At 62.7% G+C, this 22,850-nt stretch carries 22 protein-coding genes and 1 pseudogene; 5 read left to right on the top strand and 18 right to left on the bottom strand.

Annotation, left to right across the window (positions count from 1 at the left end; translation table 11 throughout):
• Positions 1-20: 20 nt before the first annotated feature.
• The 6 genes from ACIP90_RS16265 to ACIP90_RS16240 form a co-directional block, all read right to left on the bottom strand.
• On the bottom strand, positions 21-878 hold the full coding sequence (locus tag ACIP90_RS16265; protein WP_400580591.1) for a phosphogluconate dehydrogenase C-terminal domain-containing protein: 858 nt from the start codon (positions 876-878) through the stop codon (positions 21-23).
• Positions 879-1,691, bottom strand: coding sequence for a sugar phosphate isomerase/epimerase family protein (locus ACIP90_RS16260; RefSeq protein ID WP_400580590.1), 813 nt, complete (start codon positions 1,689-1,691; stop codon positions 879-881).
• Positions 1,688-2,521, bottom strand: coding sequence for a triose-phosphate isomerase family protein (locus ACIP90_RS16255; RefSeq protein WP_400580589.1), 834 nt, complete (start codon positions 2,519-2,521; stop codon positions 1,688-1,690). The genes ACIP90_RS16260 and ACIP90_RS16255 overlap by 4 nt, the downstream gene beginning before the upstream one ends.
• Positions 2,505-2,975 (bottom strand): ribose-5-phosphate isomerase, encoded by a 471-nt coding sequence (locus ACIP90_RS16250; RefSeq protein WP_400580588.1) that lies wholly within the window; start codon positions 2,973-2,975, stop codon positions 2,505-2,507. The genes ACIP90_RS16255 and ACIP90_RS16250 overlap by 17 nt, the downstream gene beginning before the upstream one ends.
• Entirely contained in the window at positions 2,972-4,714 is a 1,743-nt protein-coding gene (locus tag ACIP90_RS16245; RefSeq protein ID WP_400580587.1) for a dihydroxyacetone kinase family protein, read from the bottom strand. The genes ACIP90_RS16250 and ACIP90_RS16245 overlap by 4 nt, the downstream gene beginning before the upstream one ends.
• A gap of 95 nt (positions 4,715-4,809) precedes the next feature.
• Entirely contained in the window at positions 4,810-6,177 is a 1,368-nt protein-coding gene (locus tag ACIP90_RS16240; RefSeq protein WP_400580586.1) for an MFS transporter, read from the bottom strand.
• 198 nt (positions 6,178-6,375) lie between these two features.
• Between ACIP90_RS16240 and ACIP90_RS16235 the strand changes: the two genes are divergently transcribed.
• From ACIP90_RS16235 to ACIP90_RS16215, 5 genes and pseudogenes are all read left to right on the top strand, one after another.
• Positions 6,376-7,122, top strand: a complete 747-nt coding sequence (locus ACIP90_RS16235) for a FadR/GntR family transcriptional regulator (RefSeq protein ID WP_400580585.1) — start codon at positions 6,376-6,378, stop codon at positions 7,120-7,122.
• A 429-nt stretch (positions 7,123-7,551) separates the two neighbouring features.
• Positions 7,552-8,499: a hypothetical protein gene (locus ACIP90_RS16230; protein ID WP_400580584.1), complete on the top strand. Its 948-nt coding sequence runs from the start codon at positions 7,552-7,554 to the stop codon at positions 8,497-8,499.
• Positions 8,500-8,855: 356 nt separating this feature from the next.
• The gene (locus tag ACIP90_RS16225) at positions 8,856-10,052 is read left to right on the top strand and encodes a hypothetical protein (RefSeq protein ID WP_400580583.1); all 1,197 of its coding nucleotides are present in this window, start codon (positions 8,856-8,858) and stop codon (positions 10,050-10,052) included.
• On the top strand, positions 10,052-11,425 hold the full coding sequence (locus tag ACIP90_RS16220; RefSeq protein ID WP_400580582.1) for a DUF4041 domain-containing protein: 1,374 nt from the start codon (positions 10,052-10,054) through the stop codon (positions 11,423-11,425). Before ACIP90_RS16225 ends, ACIP90_RS16220 begins: the two co-directional genes overlap by 1 nt.
• A gap of 10 nt (positions 11,426-11,435) precedes the next feature.
• Positions 11,436-11,551 (top strand): annotated as a pseudogene (locus ACIP90_RS16215) (helix-turn-helix domain-containing protein); the annotation flags it as partial.
• A 292-nt stretch (positions 11,552-11,843) separates the two neighbouring features.
• Here ACIP90_RS16215 and modA read toward each other — a convergent pair.
• From modA to ACIP90_RS16155, 12 genes are all read right to left on the bottom strand, one after another.
• Positions 11,844-12,620 carry a molybdate ABC transporter substrate-binding protein gene (modA, locus tag ACIP90_RS16210; protein ID WP_400580660.1) on the bottom strand — a complete coding sequence of 259 codons (777 nt, stop codon included), beginning with the start codon at positions 12,618-12,620 and terminating at the stop codon, positions 11,844-11,846.
• Positions 12,621-12,645: 25 nt separating this feature from the next.
• Entirely contained in the window at positions 12,646-13,047 is a 402-nt protein-coding gene (locus ACIP90_RS16205) for a molybdopterin-binding protein (RefSeq protein ID WP_400580659.1), read from the bottom strand.
• A gap of 412 nt (positions 13,048-13,459) precedes the next feature.
• Positions 13,460-13,777 (bottom strand): antibiotic biosynthesis monooxygenase family protein, encoded by a 318-nt coding sequence (locus ACIP90_RS16200; protein ID WP_400580581.1) that lies wholly within the window; start codon positions 13,775-13,777, stop codon positions 13,460-13,462.
• Positions 13,778-13,978: 201 nt separating this feature from the next.
• On the bottom strand, positions 13,979-14,215 hold the full coding sequence (locus ACIP90_RS16195; protein ID WP_400580580.1) for a hypothetical protein: 237 nt from the start codon (positions 14,213-14,215) through the stop codon (positions 13,979-13,981).
• Between the two features lie 129 nt (positions 14,216-14,344).
• Positions 14,345-14,965, bottom strand: a complete 621-nt coding sequence (nboR, locus tag ACIP90_RS16190; RefSeq protein ID WP_400580579.1) for a nicotine blue oxidoreductase — start codon at positions 14,963-14,965, stop codon at positions 14,345-14,347.
• A 571-nt stretch (positions 14,966-15,536) separates the two neighbouring features.
• Positions 15,537-17,012 (bottom strand): Re/Si-specific NAD(P)(+) transhydrogenase subunit beta, encoded by a 1,476-nt coding sequence (pntB, locus tag ACIP90_RS16185; protein ID WP_400580578.1) that lies wholly within the window; start codon positions 17,010-17,012, stop codon positions 15,537-15,539.
• Positions 17,009-18,580: a Re/Si-specific NAD(P)(+) transhydrogenase subunit alpha gene (locus tag ACIP90_RS16180; RefSeq protein WP_400580577.1), complete on the bottom strand. Its 1,572-nt coding sequence runs from the start codon at positions 18,578-18,580 to the stop codon at positions 17,009-17,011. Before ACIP90_RS16180 ends, pntB begins: the two co-directional genes overlap by 4 nt.
• Positions 18,581-18,918: 338 nt before the next feature.
• Positions 18,919-19,227: a hypothetical protein gene (locus ACIP90_RS16175; protein ID WP_400580576.1), complete on the bottom strand. Its 309-nt coding sequence runs from the start codon at positions 19,225-19,227 to the stop codon at positions 18,919-18,921.
• Between the two features lie 202 nt (positions 19,228-19,429).
• Positions 19,430-20,602 (bottom strand): glycerate kinase, encoded by a 1,173-nt coding sequence (locus ACIP90_RS16170; protein WP_400580575.1) that lies wholly within the window; start codon positions 20,600-20,602, stop codon positions 19,430-19,432.
• Entirely contained in the window at positions 20,599-21,129 is a 531-nt protein-coding gene (locus tag ACIP90_RS16165) for a gamma carbonic anhydrase family protein (RefSeq protein WP_400580574.1), read from the bottom strand. The genes ACIP90_RS16170 and ACIP90_RS16165 overlap by 4 nt, the downstream gene beginning before the upstream one ends.
• Complete coding sequence (locus ACIP90_RS16160; RefSeq protein WP_400580573.1) at positions 21,129-22,031, bottom strand: cyclase family protein; 903 nt, start codon at positions 22,029-22,031, stop codon at positions 21,129-21,131. Before ACIP90_RS16160 ends, ACIP90_RS16165 begins: the two co-directional genes overlap by 1 nt.
• 78 nt (positions 22,032-22,109) lie before the next feature.
• Positions 22,110-22,769 carry a histidine phosphatase family protein gene (locus ACIP90_RS16155; RefSeq protein WP_400580572.1) on the bottom strand — a complete coding sequence of 220 codons (660 nt, stop codon included), beginning with the start codon at positions 22,767-22,769 and terminating at the stop codon, positions 22,110-22,112.
• Positions 22,770-22,850 lie beyond the last annotated feature (81 nt).

Below are 22,850 nucleotides of genomic sequence, written 5' to 3'. Positions count from 1 at the left end.
GGCGCTGCCGCTTTCGCAGGTCAGTGCTTGACGGCCTCGAGCTTGAGCATTTTGGCGATGACGTTGTCCAGTTCGGAGTCGTCGAAGATCTTCTTCCAGTCGTCCTTGATGATGGTGTCCTTGCCGTACTGGATGGCGATTTCGCAGGCCTCGGAGAATGGGTTTGAGCCGCGGAGGGCGTTGGTGAGGGCGATCTGCACGTGGCCGAAGAGCATGGCTTTGGCGGCTTCTTCGGGTACGCCGGCGGTGTGGACAGTCTCGTGCAGGGCTTCGTTCAGGAGCGTGCCGATCATGCAGGCCACGGTTTCAACGAGGGTGGGCTCGAGGATGGCGAGCTGCTTGACGGTGACCCAGTGCACGTCGATGACGGGGGCGTAGATGACGCGAATGGTCTCTTCGGCTGCTGCCTTGGTCTCCTCGGAAGCGTCGTCGATGGCGGCAACTACGTTCTGCGGGGCGCCTTCGCCGCCGAAGGTGTCGGCCCATTCTTCCTTGGTGGTGCGCTCCAGGAACACGGACGGGTGGCACGGGTGCGCCACTGCCTGGACGACGTCGTCGCGCTGGGCCAGCAGCCCGGCGTAGGCGGCGGCGGGGTCCAGGGTGAGCAGGATCGCACCGGCCTTCATTTGGGGGACAACGCCTTGGGAAACGACGCCCAGGACGGTGTCCGGGACGGCGAGGATGACCACGTCGGCGGCCTTGACGGCGTCGTCAGTGGCAGTGATTTCGCGGCCTTCGGCCTGGATGCGTTCCTGGCCTGCGGGGGAGTTCTCACTGTAGAAGACGGTGTGGCCGCTCTTCTGGAGGTTACGGGAAACACGCATTCCCATCTTGCCACCCGCTCCGATGACGGCGACGGTCAATTTTTCTGCTGACATTTACTTGCTCCTTAGGAATTCGATGCTGTGCTGGGTCCACTGGTTTTCGAGGCGGATCGTGTCCGCTTCGGAGTCCTGCCAGGGCAGCCAGTGTTCGACGATCTGGTTGATATTTTTTTGGTGGGGCTGGAATTTGCTGACCATGTAGTCGTAGTCGAGCATGCCTTCGCCGAGCGGTGCGCCCGCGTAGGTGAACCCGACCCATCCGTCCTTGCGGCTGAACGCGAAGTCCTTGATATGCATGTTCAGGACGTAGGGCGCGACGGCGTCAATCACCTCGCGGGGCATCTCCAGCGCCGCGACGGTGTTGGCCGGGTCGCTGCAGATGCCGAGTGAGGGGCTGTCCAGTCGGCGGATCACGTCCAGGATCTTCGAGGTGGGCACCTGCTCGTAGGTCTCCACCGCGATCTTCACGTCGGCGGCTTCGAACTCCGGCAGCACGTCCTTGAAGATCGCCGTGGCTTCCTCCGCCGTCGGGGTGTGGCCCGGGGTGTTGAACATGGTCCGCAGCAGGGGTGAGCCGAGGATCCCGGCGATGTGAAGGAATTTCCGTAGGTGCTCCGGGCGGATGCCCTTGGTGCCGAGCTCCAGGGAGATGCCCAGACGGTCTGCTGTTGCCCGGACGGCTTCCAGTTCGGAGTCCGGCATGGCTTCGAGCGGGGCGTAGTCGCAGATCTGGAAGAGGTCCACGCCCAGGGCCGCCGTCCGCTCCAGGGCCTGGTGGATGGTGAGCGGTTCCGAGACCTTGTCCGAGAGCTGCCAGAAGAAGGCGTAGCTGCTCAGGCCTATCCGGCTATGCCCGGTGCTGCTCATGCCGTCACCTCCGCTGAGGTAAGCCGTGCTGCGGTCTCGTCCAGGATGGTCTTCAGCGCCTTCGGATCGTGGGCGAAGCGGCCCAGGAACAGGCCGGCGACAGCGGAGTCCAGCTTCGTAATGAGGCCGGGCCCGGCGCTGCCCCCGTAGATCACGCAGCTGTCTTCCTGGCCAGGCAGCGTGCGGAGGTGCGCATCGAGGCCGGAGATGACGGTGCTGATGTATTCCGGCGTGGCCGGTTCCTGGGCGCCGATGGCCCATTGCGGTTCGTAGGCCACAATGGTCCGGCCGGCGGGACCCAGGGACTGGGCGCGGGTGATGATGGCGTTAATCTCCGCGGAACAGCGGGCCACCGCTTCCTCCACGGATCCCTGCTGCAGTTCCCCGACACACAGGACGGGAGTGAGGCCGTTGCGGTAGGCCGCGGCGGTCTTCAGCCCGATGACCGTGTCCTCTTCGCCGAAGAACCGGCGGCGTTCGGCGTGGCCAACTTCGGCGAAGCGGCCGCCGAGTTCGGCAACCGTTTTGCCGCCCACTTCACCGGTGAACGCGCCTTCGTCCTCCCAGAAAATATCCTGGGCGCCGGTGGCTGCCCCGGCGGCTCCTAGGATGCGGGCGGCTTCGGGCAGCACGGGCAGGGTGGGCAGGACAAAGAGCTCGATGTCACCGCTCTGGACCGCCGGGTGTGCTGACGCGATGGCGGCAACGTCGCGGCAGTAATCGACCGAGCGCTGGTAGCCAAAATACATCTTCAGGCTGACGCCGATGATGGCCTTCGCGGGCGCTGGTCCTCCTGCACTGGTGGAAGAGTCGTTAGCAGGAAGTGACACCCTCGTAGTCCTTAATCAGGGTGACTTTCTCTGCTGAGGCTGAGGCTTCGTCGAAGGTGTAGGTGAGCCATTCGCGGGCGAGCCGGCGGGCGAGTTCGAGGCCGACGACGCGCTGGCCGAACGTGAGGACCTGGGCGTTATTGGACAGGACCGAGCGCTCTACCGAGAAGCTGTCGTGAGCGGTGACGGCACGGACGCCGGGGACCTTGTTCGCCGCGATGGCAACGCCCAGTCCGGTGCCGCAGACCAGCAGGGCGCGGTCGGCTTTGCCGGCGGCGATGAGTTCGGCGGCGGCGATCGCCACGGACGGGTAGGGGGTGTGGCTGGTGGCGTCCACCCCAACGTCGGTGACGGATTCGACCAGGTCGGAGGCCTCCAAATCAGCCTTCAGGGCTTCCTTGTATTCGAAACCGGCGTCGTCGGCTCCAACAATCAGGCGCAGTTTGGCGCTCATGCTTTCTCCTTGATGGTTGTCCGCTCGGTGAGCGTGTTATGGATGGCTCGGATGATCAGTGCCATGGACACGGCGCCCGCGTCCGGTGTGCCCAGGCTCTTCTCGGCGTGCGGGCGGGCGCGGCCCATGAGGGGAAGCAACTGGGCGGTGTCTTCGGCGGCCTGCTGCGCAGTGACCGCAGCGTCGCCCCATGCTTCGGTCAGGGATTTCCCTGCCTCGACGCCGGCTGCCAGGGCATCACGGAAAGGGACCAGGACGTCCACCAGGGTCTTGTCACCAGGCTTGGCCTTGCCGAAATCCATAATCGCGGTGGCGGCGCCCACGACTCCAGCGGCGACAGCATTGGCGTCGGGCGCCTTGCTGTCTCCCACCGCGTCACCGACGGCGCGCAGGGCCATGCCCCAGAGGGCGCCGGAGGTGCCGCCGGCCTTGTCGGCCCAGGCGTCTGCGGCGAAGTGGAGGGTCGTGCCGGCGCCGGCACCGCGGGCGACGGCGTCGGTTGCTGCTGCAACGGCGGCGCGAACGCCGCGTTCCATGCCGATGCCGTGGTCACCGTCGCCTGCGATTGCATCGATCCGGCCCAGTTCATCAGCGTTGTTGTCGACCACGGTTTTCGCAGCGCCCAGGGCGGCGAGGACGCGGGCGGCGCTAGCGCGGGATTCTTCAGTTGCGTCGGGGATGGCCACTTCGGCTTCGCCGAGGTCACCGTCACCGGCCTCTAGAGCCACGGCGGTGACGGCACCGCGGCGGAAGGCCGGGGCATCTGCCGGTGCGTTCCACAGGGTTTCGAGTTCTTCGTCGAGCCAGAAGAGGGTAAGTGAAATGCCGGCCATGTCAAAGCTCGTGACGAGCTCGCCCACCTGCGGGTCCACCGCTTCCAGCCCGGCTTCGGCGAGAAGCTGTGCAACACGGCGGTAGACAACGAAGAGCTCTTCGTACTTGACGCTGCCCAGGCCGTTCAGGATGGGGACCACGCGGGCGCCGGGAGCTTCGATCCCTTCGGGGACTTCGGTGAGGAGCTTGGCGACCAGCAGTTGGGCGAGTTCATCGGCCGTCGGAATGTCGGTTTCGTCAATTCCGGGTTCCCCGTGGATGCCCATGCCCACGGCCATCCGGCCCTCGGGAACGGAGAAGAGCGGGTGGTCTGCGCCCGGCAGGGTGCAGCCGGTAAAGGCGACGCCGAAGGATCGGGTGCGGTCGTTGGCGCGCTCGGCGATGCCCACAACGGCGTCCATGGCATAGCCAGCTTCGGCGGCCGCGGCTGCGACTTTGAAGACGGTCAGGTCCCCGGCGATGCCGCGGCGTTTGGCGCGCTCTGCCAGCGGAGCGGAGGAGACGTCGTCGGTCACGGCGATGCTGTGGCAGTCGATGCCTTCTTTGCGGAGGCGTTCCTGGGCCTGGGTGAAGTGCAGGACGTCGCCGGCGTAGTTGCCGTACCCGAGCAGCACGCCGGCGCCGTTGTTGGCGGCCTTGGCCACGTTGTAGACCTGCTGGGCCGACGGCGAGGCGAACAGGTTGCCCATCGCGGCGCCGTGCGCCAGACCTCGGCCCACAAGGCCGGCGAACGCGGGGTAGTGGCCGGAACCGCCGCCAATGACCAGCGCCACCGTTTCAGGTGTGCTCTGCGTGTTGCGGACAACGCCGCCGGAAACGCGCTTCACCCAGCGGCCGTGGGAGGCGACAAAGCCTTCGATCATTTCGTCAGCGAAAGCTGCGGGTTCGTTGAACAGGCGGGTCATTGGAAAGCTCCTGGGCCTAACTAAAGGGAAGTCGTGATTCTGGAGGTGAAGGTTGGGGCGGGCGTCCGCGGGCAAGGCGGACGCCCGCAGGCCAGTTACGGTTCGGCGTGATGGCCGGCGCCCGCGGGGTCCAGAGCCTCGGCTGGGACGCCCTCGCTGACCTTGCCGGAGCGGCTCAGCACCACCATGAGGATGGCGGACAGGAGCATGAAGCCGCCGACGACGAACATCGGTACGGTGTAGGCGCCGGTCAGATCCTTGAGCCAGCCGGTGATGTAGCCGGCGCTGAACCCTGCGAGGTTGCCCACGGTGTTGATCAGGGCGATGCCCGCGGCTGCTGCGGCACCGGTCAGGAACTGGGTGGGGACCGTCCAGAAGTTCGGCAGTGCCGCGAAGATCGACATGGCGGTAATCGTGATGACGGCGATTGTGGCGGCCGGCGAACCGGCGAACAGTGCCAGCGGGATGCTCAGGCCGCCGATGAGGGCCGGAAGAGCGATGTGCCAGGTCCTGACGCCGCGCTTGGTGGCGTCCTTGGACCAGAAGTACAGGGCGAATGCTGCAGGCAGGTACGGGATCGCAGTGATCAGGCCCTTCTGGAACACATCGAACTTGGTGCCGTAAATGCCTTCGAATCCGGCGATGATGGTCGGCAGGAAGAAGCCGAGGGCGTACAGGCCGTAGATGAAGCCGAAGTAGATGGCGGACAGCATCCAGACGCGGCCGTTGCTGAAGACGGTGCGGACGCTGACATGCCTGTTGCTGGCAGTGGTTTCCTTCTTTTCCGTCTCCAGGGCGCCGGTCAGCCAGGTCTTCTCCTCGGCAGTGAGCCACTTGGCCTTGGCCGGGGAGTCTGCGAGGTAGAACCAGGCAATGACACCGACCACAATGGCGGGGATGGCTACGCCGAAGAACATGAAGCGCCAGCCCTCAAGGCCGAAGAAGACGCCTTCCTGCTGGATGAGGAGACCGGCAAGCGGGGCGCCGATGACGGTGGTCAGGGGCTGGGCCAGGTAGAACAGGGCGAGGATCTTGCTGCGGTGCCGGGACGGAACCCAGAGGCTCAGGAAGAGGATGGCGCCGGGGAAGAAGCCGGCCTCGGCCACACCCAGGATGAAGCGCAGGATGTAGAGGTGCTCCACGGTGCCCACCCACGTGAACAGCAGGGAGACGATGCCCCAGCTGACCATGATGCGGGCCAGCCAGCGGCGGGCACCGAACTTGTTCAGGGCGAGGTTGCTGGGGACCTCCAGCAGGATGTAGCCGATGAAGAAGACGCCGGACGCGAAGCCGAACTGGGCAGCGGAGAGGGCGAGGTCCGTGTTCATACCGTTGGGGCCGGCGAAGGAGATGGCTGTGCGGTCAAGGTAGTTGATGAAGAACATCAGGGCGACGAACGGGACAAGCCGGATCGCCACTTTCTTGATTGCTGATTTCTCGACCACCGATTGTGTGGTGTCCACGTTGACTCCTAGATATCTATGTCCCGAACCATCCGTCGCTGGGAGCCCGGGGACCGTCTCAGGCCGGAAGGGTCAGCGGACCACCGGCGGCTAAAGCATGTGAGTTCCACCATAGGCGGTAACCGTAAATTGGTCAACCGGTTGATGAGTTGTCGCTTGCTGGGGTCAAAGAGTGGATTGCGTTGTTACGCTTGGAGTGTGTCCATCAACTCTTCTGCCGTCTCCACGGCCAAGATCAGTGAGGCTCTCGGCTCCGTTGGCCAAGGCTCCGTCGTGTCGGAAGTGGCCGAACGTCTGCTTGCCTACTTCACGAGCGGAGATATAGCCCCTGGAACCAGGCTCCCGGCGGAACGTCAGCTGGCCGCGTCTCTGGGAGTAGGCCGATCTGCGGTTCGGGAGGCACTCGCGGCTCTCGAGATCCTGGGCATTGTGGTGGTCCGGCCGGGCTCCGGAACCTACCTGCGCGACGGGATCTCGGAGTTGTTGCCCCGCACCCTGAGCTGGGGCATGATGCTCGGAGCGCCTAGAACCCGCGAACTGGTGGAACTGCGCAGCGGGCTGGAGGTTCAGGCCGCGCAGCTCGCAGCGGAGCGAATTACAGACGAAGCGCTCGAAAGGATGAGGGGCAACCTTGCCACCATGGCGGCCAGCCTTGACGATTTGGCCTCTTTCGTCGAGGCGGACGCGGCTTTCCACCGTGAAATAGCCGAGGGTTCCGGAAACCAGGTGCTGCAGGAACTGCTGCAGAGCATCCATTCACTTCTACGGATTTGGGTGGACCGGGCGCTGACCGACGAGGGTCACGCTGCCGCCGCGCTGAAGGAACACACAGAAATTCACGCCGCCTTGGAGGCGCGGGACTCTGCCGCGGTGACAGCAACAATGCGCTCCCACATGGAGACCGCCTCGCGCCGCCTGCTCATCGGCTTCGACGCATCGCAATAGCTTCTATCGATTTCTATTGCCCGGGGCTCTACATAGAGGCACGGCCGGGGAGCGGTTTCGCCTGCTCCGCCATGGACTCAGGCCTACCGTCGGTGATCAGCAGCTCCGGCGTAGCCCGTCGTCTACTGGGCCCTCCTAGACCTAGGGCTTCCGACGCCCGAGGTCGAATCGCGAATCACGAACGGTTCGATAATGATGGTGCGGTAGAAACCCGATGCTGCTGATCGCCCCCAAAGGGCGGCCGATAGCCTCTGTGGGCACTCGACTAACCGATTGCGAATCGCCGATAATGAGCGTTTCGTCAACTACATATGCCCAGACTCCTGACGCAGGGCTCGGACGGCATCCTAGTCCCGCTGGAGAGACAGCCCTGTATCCGACACGGATAGCAATTCGGGAAGGCGGCATACTTGTGATGGACTATCCCTCATGGGTCGCCAAGAAGAAGCATTGCGTATCGCCGAAGAAGTTTTGGCTGATGTTGAATTGAAGCGGCTAAAGGCCTCGGAGATCGTATTGAAGGCAAGCCGTTTAGCCCGTCTTGTCGGTCAAAGCGAACTGATCGAGTTCTTGGCTTTGGAAAGGGATGGCTACCCGGGAAACGACACCGACAACTACTGGATTGGCCGTGCTGGTAGATGGTCCGGTGCATCCAAAGAGAAGTTCTTTCCTGCATCAATTGCGAAAATCGAGTCCGAGATAGAGGCGGCGCGTCAGGCGCTCGGCACCCTAAGCGGTGGAGGCAATTACTCAGGCGAGTACGCTTCTGTCGCCGCGCGCGAGCACGACAAAAAGATCGCCTCCTACTCAAGCACTCTCTCAACATTCTCAGGCATCAGTGGCCAAGTCGTAGCGACCGTGTACAGCCTCGTGACAGAGCTCTACCACGAACTGCTATTTAGTGAGCTTCAGGCAACACTGTTTGAGGCAACGCAAGCACGCGTCGACGGCGCACTGGCTGCTTCCAGTGGAATGGCACTCGAAAAAATGGAACGCATATCAGACCGTCTTCGTGACGGTGACGCTGAGTCGGTAAGTCAAGGGCTCACGTCCTGTCGACGCTTGATCGATTCCGTTGCAGATCATCTTTTTCGTAGCAACGACGGCGATTACGACTTGGGTGACGGCGCCCGAATCAAAATTGGCCAGCAAAACGTCCTCAACCGGCTTCAGGCGTATTGCCACCAGCAGGGCCTTAGCAAGTCGCGGCGCGACCGCATTCGCAAGACATTGGTGGAGTTGTATGCGCGGTGCTCTGCTGGAACTCATGCTGAGGTCGATGTGCAGGAGGCACGCTTCGTGTTTCTCCAGACGTACGTGGTCCTTGGAGAGATTCTGACTCTTGGCACCGAGCCGGAGAAGTTGGATAAGTTGTGAAGAGCGAAGCCCTTCGCCGGGGGACTCTCTGCCCTGGCTTCAACCCTGCGTTTGAACATCCAGTAGTGCCTAGATAGGGCAAGGGATACTATCTACTCCCTCTCGCCTTAAAGCGCCGATAACGGATATTACGTAAAGCAAGTGGGCTGATAGTTGCGGAAGTCCCCTATCTCGGTCTACATCTGAATCAATCCTTACGCGCAGGGATTCAAGAGCGCGACGAGCCTGGAACAGAGCCGCCGGTTGTCAGACCCGTCCTTGATGCCAGCTGCTAATGTGAACGAAAACTGTGTATCTGGGGGTCTGATTTGGCACGTCGTCGGGGTTTTTTGGCGGAAATGCAGCACCAAGCGAAAGTGGCCGAACAGCGGCAACGTGCCGCCGCGCGGGAACAGGCGGCTTCGGCGCGCCGGGCCGAGCAGGCATGGAAAGCTGAGCAGAGGGCGCAGGTTGCACTGCAACGTGCCTCGGAGGCGGACCGCAAACGCCTCGAAAAGGAGGCTCATGACGCCCACGTTGCCAGCCGCCAGGCAGAAGTCGAGCAGCTGAATGCCGAGCTGGCGACCGTGTACGACCAAGTCGACAGCCTTCTTGAATCGACTCTGGCTGTGGATGATTATGTTGACCTTGCCAGCTTGCGCAGGAAGGTCGAGCATCCAGCGTTCGACCGGAGGCTGGAGACCCCAATTCCTACCCCTGTACCCCTGCTCGATCTCCCAGCCCCTGTGTTTGAACCCCCTGCTCCCCCTACCGGGCTTTTTGGACGCAAGAAGAAGCTTGCCGAGGCCCAGGCACAGGCTGAAGCTGCGTTTGCCCAGGCCTATTCGTCTTGGGAGCACGAGATGGCCCAGTTACCGGGGCGGCGCCAGGCGATTGCTGATAGGTACGCTGCCGATGAAAATAACCGAAGGCAAAGGCTGGCGGCAGCGCAAGCCCGGTACTTGGAAGAATGCGCCGCGCGTGAGGCCGAGGTTGCCGAGCACAACGCCTCGATTGACCAACTCATCACGAATCTTAGTTACGGTTCGGTGGAAGCCGTACAGGAGTACGTAGGCATTGTGCTCGCCAACTCCGTTTACCCCGATGGATTCACGGTCGAGCACGAGGCGCAGTTTGATCCTGGAACAGCAGAACTCGCATTGCGCGTCCTCATCCCAAGCCCAGACCAGATCCCGACGATCAAGTCCTACAAGTACGTAAAGGCCAGCGACGAGATAACACCTGTAGCACTCTCGCAAAAAGAGTCGAAAGACCGATATGCAGGAATCGTCCACCAAGTCGTGTTGCGAACCCTCCATGAAATCTTTGAAGCTGATCGCCGCTCGCTGATTCAAGGCATCGCGCTGGAGGTCGGAACACAAACGATCAATCCGGCGACGGGTAACGAAACCTACATCCCATTCGCCGCAGTCGGGGCATCACGTGAGGCGTTTTCTGACATAGATCTCTCGGCCGTTGTTCCAGCGGCCACGCTGGAACACCTGGGCGCTGCCGTCTCTAAGAACCCCCTCGGACTGACACCCGCGAATGTATCGGGAGTTCGGCGCTCCTGATGGCGACGGATGATTTGGTTTTCAATCCACCTCCTGGCTGGCCCCAACCACCCGTGTCCTGGCGGCCACCGGTAGGCTGGACGCCCGACCCCACATGGCCAGCGCCCCCGCCAGGATGGCAGCTCTGGCTGCCATCGAGAGATTCGTCGGCCGCGACCGACATCGTGCCGGCACCGGAACCAGACTCCTCACCCAGCAAAGAGGAACCAACCGAATCTACAGTTGCTGCACGAATCGCGTTTCTTGAGGCAGAAAATGAGCTTCTACGACGGCAACTATCTGAAGCCACCGACGCATCGACTCCTTACGTTGAGCTCAATGATGCACTGGTGCTACAGGAAGTTGGCATCTACCGCTACCACCACCCCCTTGAGAATGCTGCGTCCTTCCGTGAACGCTTAGACGAGGTGGAAGCGCGAATCGCGGAGCTGGTAAAACTCGGGCAGGCGATCGTGAAGTCGAATCTCTTCACCTTCAACAACTCCCTTGCCAAGGGTCGACGCATGACCGATGACCTGGCGAAGCTGATGCTACGCGCGTACAACGCAGAGGCGGACAACAGCATCAGATCCCTCAAGCTAGGCAATGTGGTCACCGCCAAGCGCCGCCTAGATGCTTCTCGCTTAGCGATTGCGAAACTGGGCGCACTGATGGAGATGCACATCAGTGATGACTTCCATGCTTTGCGCGTTGAAGAAATTGAACTTACTGCCGACTGGCTTATGAAAAAGCAGGAGGAGAAGGAAGCACAACGGGAGGAGAGGGCTCGTCTGCGCGAGGAGCGCCGCGTCGAACGCGAACTCGCTGAGGAACGTGCCCGGCTCGACAAGGAACGCGCCCACCTCCTCAACGCTCTCACCGCTATACAGGCAACTGGGCAGGGGGATCCTGATCTGGAACGTCGGCTTGCGTTAATCGATGAAGCAATCGCTCAAAATGATTTCCGCGCTGCCAATATTCGTGCGGGCTACATCTACGTGATTTCCAATCGTGGGGCTTTCGGTGATGACGTGGTCAAGATAGGCCTAACCAGGCGCCTCGAACCCACTGAACGCGTCGCTGAGCTCAGTGGAGCATCAGTACCGTTCCGCTTCGACATCCACACTCTCTTCTTCTCTGAAGATGCAGTCACGCTGGAAAACGAACTTCACAAACATTTCGCGACGAAGGCCGTCAATCAGGCCAACCCCCGCAAAGAGTTCTTCTTTGCAACCCCATCCGAAGTACGAGATGTACTAGTGGAGAAAGTGGGAAACCTTCTGGAATTCAGAGAACAAGCTGACGCCACTGAATACCTTCAATCCATCAAGCAGTGGCCAACTCGATCTTTCCCGGGACCGACCGTTACATCACTGCCCATCGCTACGCAGTAGTGACGTTCCCGCCGCCGAACTCGTCCAGCGCGCCGACAGCGGTGTGCCGAACGCCGTCCTTGCCCGTGATTACGGGATCAGCAGGGAGACCGTCTACAGTACCTGCGCCACGCCAAGCTGGACTAAACTCTCCCCCGCCTACGTCGTGGGCGCGCCACAGCCGGAGCGGCCATAGCTTGACAGAAGGCTGGTTATCGGCGCTTGAAAAATGGGTTGGGGGAGGGCCAGCAGGTGCTCTTCCAGAAAAGCAGGAAGGCTACCAACTTGTCTCATCCGTGGTGGTGGGTTGTCGTCGCCTGAGAATCACGCGTTTGCTGCCTGCTTTGGCGCGGGCATTTCGACTTTCGCCGTGAGCGCATGTCCGGGCTCCGCCGGCGGACCAGCGCTGGTGCGGTTGTTTGTCGCACAACCAGATGTCTTACGGGGTGCCGAATCCTGCTTCGGTAAGGATCTTCTTGCCCTCGCTGCCTGTGACTGCAGCGATGAAGGCCAGGGCCAGGTCCTTGTTTTTGCTCGTGCCCACGGTGGCGATCGGGTAGGTGTTTACGGCTTTGCCCGATCCGGCGAATGGGATTCCTTTGACTTTGTCGCCGACGGACTTGATGTCGGTGACGTAGACCAGCCCGGCATCTGCTTCACCGGAGGTGACCTTGCCGAGGACATCAGTCACGGAGGATTCTTCGCTGACCGGGGCTAGGATGGTGCCGGTCGCCCTTTCCAAGGTGTCGGTCGCGTCGCCGCAGGGGACCTGAGGGGCGCAGGCGACGACTTTCACACCCGGCTTGCCCAGGTCAGCGAAGGAGCTAATCGAAGCCGGGTTAGTCGGCGGGACGGCAATCTCCAACACGTTCGTAGCGAAGGCGAGCGGAGCGCCGTCAATCAATTTCGCGTCGGTGAGCTTTGTCATGTTCTTGGTGTCTGCGGAAGCAAAGATGTCGGCGGGGGCGCCCTGAGTGATTTGGGCGACGAGGTCAGGGGATCCTGCGAAGCTCAACGTGATTTTGGTGCCGGGGTATTTGGCCTCGAAGTCACTGGCGATTTTGGTGAAGGTTGCCTTTAGGGAGGCGGCGGCGAACACGGTTAGTGTGCCTGGTAGGGGTGATGGGGCGGTGCTCGCGGGAGAGCTTCCGGAGGCATCACTCGTGCCGGAGGCACAGCCGGCCAGCCCGACGGTTAGAGCGGCGGCGACCAGCAGCGTGGCCCCGTGTTTGGGGGGATTGTCATAGGATGCTCTTTCCTTGGGGAGTTTCAATGATGACAGTGGTGGCTTTTACGACGGCGGTGGCGACTGATCCAAGTTCCAGCCCCAGATCGCGGACTGCTTCGCTGCTCATCAGCGACACGACGCGGAAGGGCCCGCACTGCAGTTCCACATGGGCCATGACTTTGTCCGCGGTGATCCCAATGACGAGCCCGACGAATCGGTTGCGGGCCGAGCTACTCACGCGGGCGGGGTCCTCGGGAAGTTGGTCCTGGTCCCGCGCCAGCTGGGCCAGCTCCAGCGCGCTCACGGCCAGTCGGCCGGAGTCATCCTTGGCTGGCGATAGCGTTCCGTTCTCGGTCCAGCGCCTGACGGTGTCATCGCTGACGCCCAGAAAACGCTCTGCTTCTGATATCCGAATGTTCGACGTAGACTCATGTTCTTTTATTTGCGAAAGATTCGCGGCATATTCGTCGCATTTGAGACAGGGTGGGCGAAACTGTTGCCTCGTCGTCACAGTTCTGCCCGTGTCCCGATGCCGAAAGCGTTTAGTGCCGCTCCCATGCCCAGCCAGACACCGCACATCCTTGTGAGAGCGAGCTGCAAACAATTCCCGACGCCCGATTTCCGGAAATGAACTGCAGCAGTCGGTCGGACTGCGTGCGGATCGCCGTTAGTCGCAGGCCCATAGGACTCGCTAGGTCGAAGCGGCGCCGGTGGAGTTGGGATCTTATTTCGGAGTAGGAGGCACGGGCTTCGAGAGGGGCACGAGTTTCAGGCCGCCCCGACTTGTTGGGCTGGAATCATTAAGTGCCCCGCGGAGGAAATGGCGGTTATTGGGGCGTGTTGGAGTTTGCCTGGACGTGTTCGAGGACCTCGTACCACGTCGTCTGATGGTCAACCTGCTGCAACTCGTCCAGCCTTGCGCGGACAGAGAGAAAGGCTGGATCTTCATGCCATGCTTCCCAGTCCTGACGGCTTCTCCATGTCCCGATGATGACCCGGGTCTCCGGTGCGTCGACGGGAACCAGCAACTGGCCTGAGATCCAGCCCTGACGGTCGTGGGCTGATCTAAAGCGTTTGAGGATCAGTTGGTCCCACTCTTCCACTGAGCCGGAACGGAGTTGCGTAGTGCTGACGACGGTCATCATGGAACCATCCTCCTCAAGAATCGTCCAACCCAGTTGCGTCTGCTCAGGTTTTCAGGTTGGAGCTGCGCCGTCAACGAGAAGTGCTCTCGCAGTTCCCGGACAGTCGGAGCGTCGTCTCTAGCCCACCAGGGCCGGGGCTGGCTCCACCCAAGAGAGTGGGGTTGTAGTGGGCGACATGCCTGCACGTGGAGGAATCCCTGGCTACATAGGCAGGAAATGGCGAACCGCCGCCTCGGAATCTTCTATTGATTGGTCCCCTCTTTTGGCCTTTTGAATGATGAGCAGCAGAAGCCCCAACAGGAGGACTGCTGCGGCAGACGCAGCAGTGTATTCGATAGTGGAAGCGAGGTTTTGGGCCATACGGCCAGCGGCAGCGCCGTTTCCGTTCCCGGTGAGCAGGTGTGCAGTGATTGCGAGTAGCAGCTCGAGGCTCAACATGTGTGGCTCCTGGACACAGCGCTCTGGGTCTAGCTATTGATAGGACGAGTAGGAATTTGAAGCGTGGATTGAACCCGCTTCGTCCTGGGATCGGGTCGCTACCGGTAGTCGGGGGGCTTACGGAATCAGTCAATCCAACAGGTGCAGTTGGTCCCGTGTGTCGATGTCCTCTCCCACTTCGTAGCCGCAGTCAACAAGGTCGACGAGTTCCGGGTTGGCCTGAAGGAACAGGCGGGCACCAGAGTCGCCTGCGGCGGTCTCACTCGCCGGTGCGCGCAGCGATGCGTCCAGCAGCAGGGGATGTCCGCGCCGGAGCTTCCCGGATACACCCCGGTAGCCCGCAGCTGTGGCCCGGCCAGGCAGGTGCGCTGCCAGCAGCCTTCGTACAAAGTCAGCGGTGAGGCCGGGTTGGTCGACAAGAGTCACGAGTATGTGGTCCCCAGGCGACGCCTTCTCGACTCCGAGCAGGAACGAACCGGCCATACCGCTGTTCCATTCAGCGTTGACCACTGCCCGAACCCCGCGCTGCTCAGCGCGGCCCAGGCTGGTGGAGGCGAGGACCTGCTCAGCCTCCGCACCAAGCACGACCACCACTTCCCGGCATCCACCGTTGAGCAGTACCTCTGCAAGCACTTCCACCAAAGTGCGGCCGCGGAACGGAAGCAAAGCCTTCGGGCCCAGGCCCAGGCGTGTCCCCGCACCGGCAGCAAGCAGAACAGCCGTGACGTTTGATGTCCTGAATTCACTCATGGCTGGCCCCGTAGGCGGCTGGTGTCCTCACCGGCCTTGGTCGCCGCGAAACCCGGCACATGGATTCCTCCAGCAAGAATCCACCAGTATGGATCGTCGCCGCTTAGCCGGGTTCTGATCAGTCGATTTTCCGGGTTCTCTTTCACGTGGGCTAAGGCGCGGGGTCGGGCTCGCCTGGCCGGTAGCAGTACCTTGTGCATCCAGCGGGAAACTGAGCGTCTACCCACAAAATCCATTGGCTCTGGTTCCGCGTCATCATTCATTGACACGATGCTCCAACGACTCGTGTCTGTGGTGCAGCAGAAACTCGTGCCTGTAGTGCAGCCCAATCCAGGGGGATGCGTTGAAGTCGTCGATGTTTATTGCCTTGGGCGGAGCCAATTTCTCTGTTTCGCTGATGGCCCGATCCGTCATACGCGACCGGAACACATATTGGGCGGTGGTATGCGGGAGAACTCGGCGTCTGGGCATGGTCTCTTCTCGAATTCGTTGGATGAGGGCGGACTGGCGAACCTGCGCCACTGCCAGTGGGCATCCCAGGCCAGCAACGGCATATAGGCAGTGTTCGGCGCTAGAAGGCACGGAGAATGTCTTCGACACGTTGCTTGGCATCACCGAAGAGCATCTGTGAGTTGTCCCGGAAGAACAGGGGGTTCTGGACGCCGGCATAGCCGGCGGCCATGGAGCGTTTGAACACGATGACGTTCTCGGCTTCCCAGACTTTCAGGACAGGCATCCCGGCGATGGGACTGGACGGGTCTTCCGCGGCGGCGGGGTTGACGGTGTCGTTGGCCCCGATGACCAGGACCACGGAGGTGTCCCCGAGGTCGTCGTTGATTTCGTCCATTTCCAGGACGATGTCGTACGGGACCTTGGCCTCGGCCAAGAGCACGTTCATATGCCCGGGCAGGCGCCCGGCGACCGGGTGGATCCCGAACCTGACGTCCACGCCGCGTTCGCGCAGCTGGTGGGCCAGTTCGGCGACGGGGTACTGGGCCTGGGCGACGGCCATGCCGTAGCCGGGGGTGATGACCACGCTGGAGGCGCCGGTGAGCAGTTCGGCGGTCGCCTCGGCGGTGATCTCTTTGTGTTCGCCCTGCTCCCCGGCACCCTTTGCGGCTGGTGCGGCGATGCCGAAGCCGCCGGCGATCACGGAGATGAAGGACCGGTTCATGGCTTTGCACATGATGTAGGACAGGTAGGCGCCGGATGATCCGACGAGGGCGCCGGTGATGATGAGCAGGTCATTGTTGAGGAGGAATCCTGCGGCGGCGGCGGCCCAGCCGGAGTAGCTGTTGAGCATGGACACCACCACGGGCATATCGCCGCCGCCGATGGAGGCGACCAGGTGCCAGCCCAAGCCCAGGGCCAGGACGGTGACGACGATGAGCAGCCACAGCTGAGAGTCGTTGACGTACCAGACGGTCAGAGCGATGAACGAGGCCAGCGCCCCGAGGTTGAGGGCGTTCTTGCCCGGCAGCATCAGGGGCGAGGACTTCATCCGCGCGGAGAGTTTCAGGAACGCGACGATGGAGCCGGTGAAGGTCACCGCGCCGATGAACACGCCGATGAAGACCTCGGCGTGGTGGATGGCCAGCAGGTCCCCGGGCAGGGTGGGGGCTTGAAGGTGGCCGTTCCAGCCGACCAGGACCGCGGCGAGCCCGACGAAACTGTGCAGCAGGGCGATGAGTTCGGGCATGCCGGTCATTTCCACTACCCGGGCGCGCCAGAGCCCGATCGCCCCGCCGATAAGGACCGCGCCGGCGAGCAGGGCAAGGCCGGTCAGGCCGTGCCCGGTGCCCCAGGCGCCCTGGACGGCCAGCCAGATCGTCGCCGCTAGGGCGATGACCATCCCGGTGATGCCGTAGGCGACCCCGGCCCGGGCCTTCTCGTGCCGGCTCAGGCCGGCGAGGCTGAGGATGAACAGCAGGGCCGCGGCGATGTAGGCCGCTCCCGCGATGGAGTCGGCGGTCAGCGGACCGGAGACGGTGTCGGACACGGTAAGGCTCCTCGTAAATGTTGCTGCTGCTTCGGTGGCGGCGCTCATGACCGGGCCCCGTTCCCCTTGGCCGCGTCACCGCGGGAGAACATCGCCAGCATCCGCCGGGTGACGGCGAAGCCGCCGAAAATGTTAATGCTGGCCAGCAGCACCGCGACCGCGGCCAGGACCTGCATGACAATGTTGTCGGAGGTCACCTGTAGCAGTGCACCGACGACGATGATCCCGGAGATGGCGTTCGTCACCGACATCAGCGGGGTGTGCAGGGCATGGTGGACCTTCCCGATCACATAGAAACCGACCACGACGGCGAGCATCAGCACCGTGAAGTGCTGCGGCAGCGGCGCCGGCGCCACCGCGTTGACCAGGAACAGAGCCGCGATGCCCGCGGCGAACAGCCCGGCCTTACCGGCCGCGCTGAGGCCCTGCTTTTTCTTCGGCGCCGTGTTCTCGGCAACCTCAGCCTGCGTCTGAGCCGCGGGTGCGGCGGAGACCTGGACCGGGGGCGGCGGCCAAGTGATCTCCCCCTCGCGCACGACCGTCACCGAGCGCTGGACCACGTCCTCGAAATCAATACGCAGGACCCCGTCCTTTTCCGGGGTGAGGAGCTTGAGGAGGTTCAGCAGGTTGGTCCCGTAGAGCTGGGAGGCCTGGGCCGGCAGCCGGGCCGGGAGATCGGTGTAGCCGAGGATGACCACACCGTTTTCGGTGACGATGCGTTCCCCTGCCACGGAGCCTTCAACATTGCCGCCCTGCCCGGCGGCCATATCCACGATGACGCTGCCCGGTTTCATCGCGGCTACGTCCTCGGCCGTGAGGAGTTTCGGTGCGGGCCTGCCCGGGATCAGGGCCGTGGTGATGATGATGTCAACGTCACGGGCCTGCTCGGTGTAGATTTCGGCTGCGCGCCGGTTGTAGGCCTCGGACGTTGCCTTGGCATACCCGTCGGAGGACTTCATCTCCTCCTCCACCTCGACCTTAAGGTAGGTCCCGCCGATCGACTTCACCTGGTCGGCGACTTCCGGCCGCGGGTCCGTTGCCCGGACAATTGCCCCGAGACTGCTGGCCGCACCGACCGCAGCCAGGCCCGCAACGCCTGCGCCAGCTACCAGCACTTTCGCCGGCGGTACTTTGCCCGCCGCCGTAACCTGTCCGGTAAAAAACCGGCCGAACTCGTGTGCTGCCTCAATCACCGCGCGGTACCCGGCAATGTTCGCCATCGAACTGAGCACATCCATCGACTGCGCCCGCGAAATGCGCGGCACCGCATCGAGGGCAAGCGCGGTAATTGGCTGCGCCGCCAACATGTCGACCAGCTCCGGCCGCAGGCCGGGGCTCAGCATGCCGATCAGCGTGGCACCGACAGCGAGGCGGCAGATCTCCTCCTCGGCAGGCGGGTTGATCTTCAGTACCACCTCGCTGCCCCATGCCTCATCAGCGCCAACAATCAATGCGCCCGCTTCAACGTAGGCATCATCACGAAAGGATGCGGACTCCCCCGCGCCCTTTTCCACCACGACGTCGTAGCCCAACTGGATTAGCTTGCCCACCGTGAGGGGTGTTGCTGCAACCCTTGTCTCGCTACCTAATTCGGCCACGACCCCGATACGTGTCACGTTTTCTCTCTCTCATCCATTTATCAAGTTCCGGACTGCGTGCCCGATTCCTGGCGCACCAAGCCCCTTGTTTCTGTGAACGTCAGCTCGCTGCTGCCGTATCTGACATTGCTCCTGACCCAAGGTCGAAGACTGCCTGCCCTCAATGACGATCTATCCGGATCCTTCATCCAGATGAATGCCGCCCCAGCAACCTTGCTGGCGGGGCCACCGATCTGGTCCGGTCTTTGCTTGGCCCCTCACTGAGGTCGAAGGGATGCCCGGACAGCCCTTGCTCCGGAGTGTGCACCCTCGAGCTGCGCCAAGCGGCCAGCTACAGGTCCTTAGACTCTTGTCGGTCAGTACTGTTGTGCAATGCACGATTTCGGAGCGGGGACACCGGAGAAAGTTCCGTTGGCATGAAGGTCAAGTTCTTCCGTCACACCAAATGGCACGTTTTCGTCCAGTGCCACGATGAACTGCCGGTCTCCCAGGCGGGAGACCGATATTCCTTTGCGCCGTCCCTGCTTGAGGGCGACCCGCACAAGCCTGTCGACCGCGGCCGAAATCTGTTCATCCATCTCGGAGCGGCTGCCCACGATCAATTCAAGCTCCAGCGCTTCCGAATCCAGCCGCTTCCTCGCGGTCTTCATGGGCACTGTGGTCATATGAGTTCCTCCTCAAAGGACGGTGAGTGCTGTCAGAGATTCCGGCGGTCCCAGATACATGGACCCAGTCGTCTCGACGGCGGTTTGTGGCCCCTAAGGCCTCGGAAGGCTCGCTTCAGCTCGAGTTCGAGTCCTGCATCAGAGACTGGCGCTGGGTCGGAATCCAGCCCCAGCCTCTGGAAGGTGAGGGTTGCAAAGTCCATCAGAGGGTCACGCCCGTGGTTTCGGACAGCCAATCGCGGGCAATCTGTTCGGCCGCTTCACCCAGTAGGCGCGGGGCCTCCCTTATACAGACTTCCGGCAGTTGCTCGAAGTCTGTCAGGGCATAGACGCGGTCCAGTCCTGCCGTCCGGGTTTGCGCCTCTGCCAGCGTCGTGCGTCCGACAACGGCAACAACTGTCGTACCGTGACGCTTTGCAAGTGCCGCGATTCCGACAGGCCCTTTGCCGCGCAGGCTCTGCTCGTCCAGTGAGCCCTCACCGACAATGACCAGGTCCGCTTCGCTCAGCGCGGGACCGAGGGTGGTCAGTTCCGTGAGTACTTCGACGCCGGAGCAGAGCCGTGCTCCGGCGATGGCAAGGGCTGCAAAGGCTGCCCCTCCGGCGGCGCCGGTGCCTGCCACCTGGCTCAGATCGCTGCCAAGTGTGTGTGCGACGAGGCGTGCCCAGTGGCGGAGCGAGCGTTCCAGCTCCTCTACTGTTCGAGCGTCGGCACCCTTTTGCGGTCCGTAGACGGCAGCAGCGCCGTCGTGCCCGGTTAGAGGGTTGTCTACGTCGCAGGCCAGGATAAGGTCCACTGCTTGGATCCGGGGGTCGAGGCCGCTGAGATCGATCTGTGCTGCAGAGTGCAGACTTTCACCCCCTGGGGCTATTTCCATCCCTGTCGCGTCGGTGATGCGCACACCGAGTGCCTGGGCGAGGCCGGCGCCGCCGTCGGTGGAGGCGCTTCCCCCGACGCCTAGGATGATGCGCCGTACTCCCCGGTCGAGAGCGTCCTTCAGCATCTCCCCCACACCGCGGGTAGTCGATTTGCCCGCCGTTTGGACGTTGGGTTTGCCGGGGAGCAGGGCAAGCCCCGATGCCTCGGCGAGCTCCAGAACAGCTGTTCCGGCATCGTCCATGGCATAAGTCGTTTCCACTGGCTCGCCCAACGGACCCGTTACCTGGACTGTGACGGGCGAGAAGCCGTTCGCGAGGGCAAGCTTGACCGTTCCCTCTCCCCCGTCGGCCACGGGGTGCCGAAGGATTCTGCAGTGGGGTGAGATGGAATTGATTGCCCGTGCCAGTACGTCTGAAGCCTCTTCGGCCGTGAGGGAACCCTTGAATTTGTCAGGGGCCAGAATAACGGTGGGGCCCGCCACTGATTCCCCGGTCACCGGGTCGCCTCCTGGTGGGCTCGCACAAGTTCCAGATACCGTTCGGAATTGGCCCGGATCCCGGTGCGCTCGTCATCCGTCAGTTGCCGGCGGGCTTTGGCGGGAACGCCGGCTATTAGGGTTCCCGGTTCGAAGGTGGCGCCCTCAAGTACCACTGCCCCGGCTGCAACCAGACATCCGGATCCGATGCTTGCCCCATTGAGCACTACTGCGCCCATGCCGATCAGCGATTCATCGCCAATGTGGCAGCCATGCAGAATGGCCCGATGCCCAACGGAGACCCTCTCCCCCACTACGACCGGGGATCCCGGGTCAGCGTGGAGCACGCATCCGTCTTGAATGTTGCTGTCAGCGCCGACAGTGATGGTGTCCCCGTCTGCCCTAAGGACCGATGTGTACCAGACGCTCGCGCGGGCTTGGAGGGTGACCGAGCCGATGATTGTTGTATTGTCGGCGGCCCAGGCTTCGGGGTGGATGGCGGGCTTCCGGCCGCCGAGACTGATCCGCTTCTGCTCCAGGACGGTCATCAGATGATCGCGACGGGATCGAGCATGGAGCCGGTCGCGCCTTTGACCTTGATGGGGAGGGCGACGAAAAGGAATTCATACACGCGATCGCGGGCAAGGTCTTCCAGGTAGATCGACTCGAACAGGTAGATGGCGTTTTCAATCAGCAGGAGCGTATGGACAGGCTGGGGGTTGGCCGGAGACCCGGGGTCCGGAGCCGGCTGAACCTCGAAGGTCTCGGTGTCACTTCCGGCGGCAACGACGCCTTGCTCGAGCAGCCAACGGGCCGCGCTGATGTCGGGTCCGGCGGTCACGTGCCGGGCCATGCGTTCGGGGTGGGGCCATTCACTCATATAGCCGGTGCGGATCATCACGACATCACCGGCGGTGATGGTGACGCCCTGGTGCCGGGCAACGGCTTGGAGTTCTTCGGCGTTGACGGGTTCATTGGCGGGCAGCGCGTTGATGCCGCGGTATCCGGGGACGTCGAGAAGGACGCCGCGGCGGATGAACGGCGGGATCTTGCTCCCGTCTCCCACTGTTGGGCCCCTGTCGCCGAGGCAGGTTCCTGCTGCGGCCCCGCCGTACCAATGGTCATCGTCTCCGATGGTCATGTGCGCGAGTGCGTCGACATGTGCCCCGCTGTGGGAGGTACCGCTCATCACTTCTGCCATGTAGCCCAGATTGACTTCGTTGACCTCGCCCCAGGGCTTTACGCCGTCGCCGCGCAGCCCGGCTGGGGTGCGGTACATCGAGACATCGAAGGGAGGGTGGGCGCCGAAAACGGGCATCCCGGTGAAGCGTGGCACCGAAAGGGTGTACAGCCGACCTTGCGTCGGGAGCTGCAGCGCCGCCAATAGCTCGTTGGGGGATTGATGGGCTGCTGGTCCTTCTTCGAGGAACTGGTCTGTCTGGGTGCTCATGGTGGTCCTTTCATAAGGTCAGGTCTGCGGGAGTCGGGAATGGTGATGGCCCAGCAGCAAATGCGCACCTGAAGGGCGTCAGGGCGCCTCGGGCAGAAGCTTGATGCGGACAGTGCGGTCCTCGGCGACTTCGACGTCGAGCCCGGCCAGCCACTGTGGTTCGCCAGGCTCTTCGCCCAGGAATTCCTTGGCTACTGCACGGAGTACGGGTGAGTGCGTGACAGCGACGGTGAAGACCGTGTTGTCGTCGCGGTCAGCGAGGCTTGCCGCGAATGCGTTGATTCTGCGGGCGACGGCCGCGGCGTCATCACCAGGCGGGTTCTGGTGCCGGACCCACCATCCGACGCGGTCAGGGGCCTGGAGCCACTCTCGGTAGAAGTCGATCCGGGCGATGTCCGCTTCGCTCAGGCCAGGGACCTGAGCGGCAAAGGCTGCTTCGCTGCTGACCATGTCCACACGTGAACCGGCAAGGTATAGGTCGGGGTTTCGCAAGGCAAATGCCACGCCGTCTTCCTGTACCTGTGCACCTGCGTCGCGGGCGCCCTGTGCTACTGCCGCAGCTGTGTCCCGGGTGCGGCGTGTGGCACCGCTGATGACGCGGATAAGGCCGCCGTTCGCCTGTGCGGCTAGTCGTCGCCCGACGTTGACGGCGGTTTCCAGGCCCTCGGCGGTAACAGGCACGTCGCCGCGGTGTGATGCGACTTCACCGTGGCGAAGCAGGAACAGTTGATGACTCATAGTGTCCTCCGGACGTGGTACTTCTGGCTGGTGTATCGGTCCCGCAGCAGGGGTACCGCGTCACGGTGCGGTACCCCTGCT

The organism is Arthrobacter sp. NPDC093139, from assembly GCF_044754165.1.
Taxonomy (GTDB): Bacteria; Actinomycetota; Actinomycetes; order Actinomycetales; family Micrococcaceae; genus Arthrobacter.
Note: the sequence above shows the minus strand (reverse complement) of the source record. Positions and strands in the feature narration are given on the sequence as shown.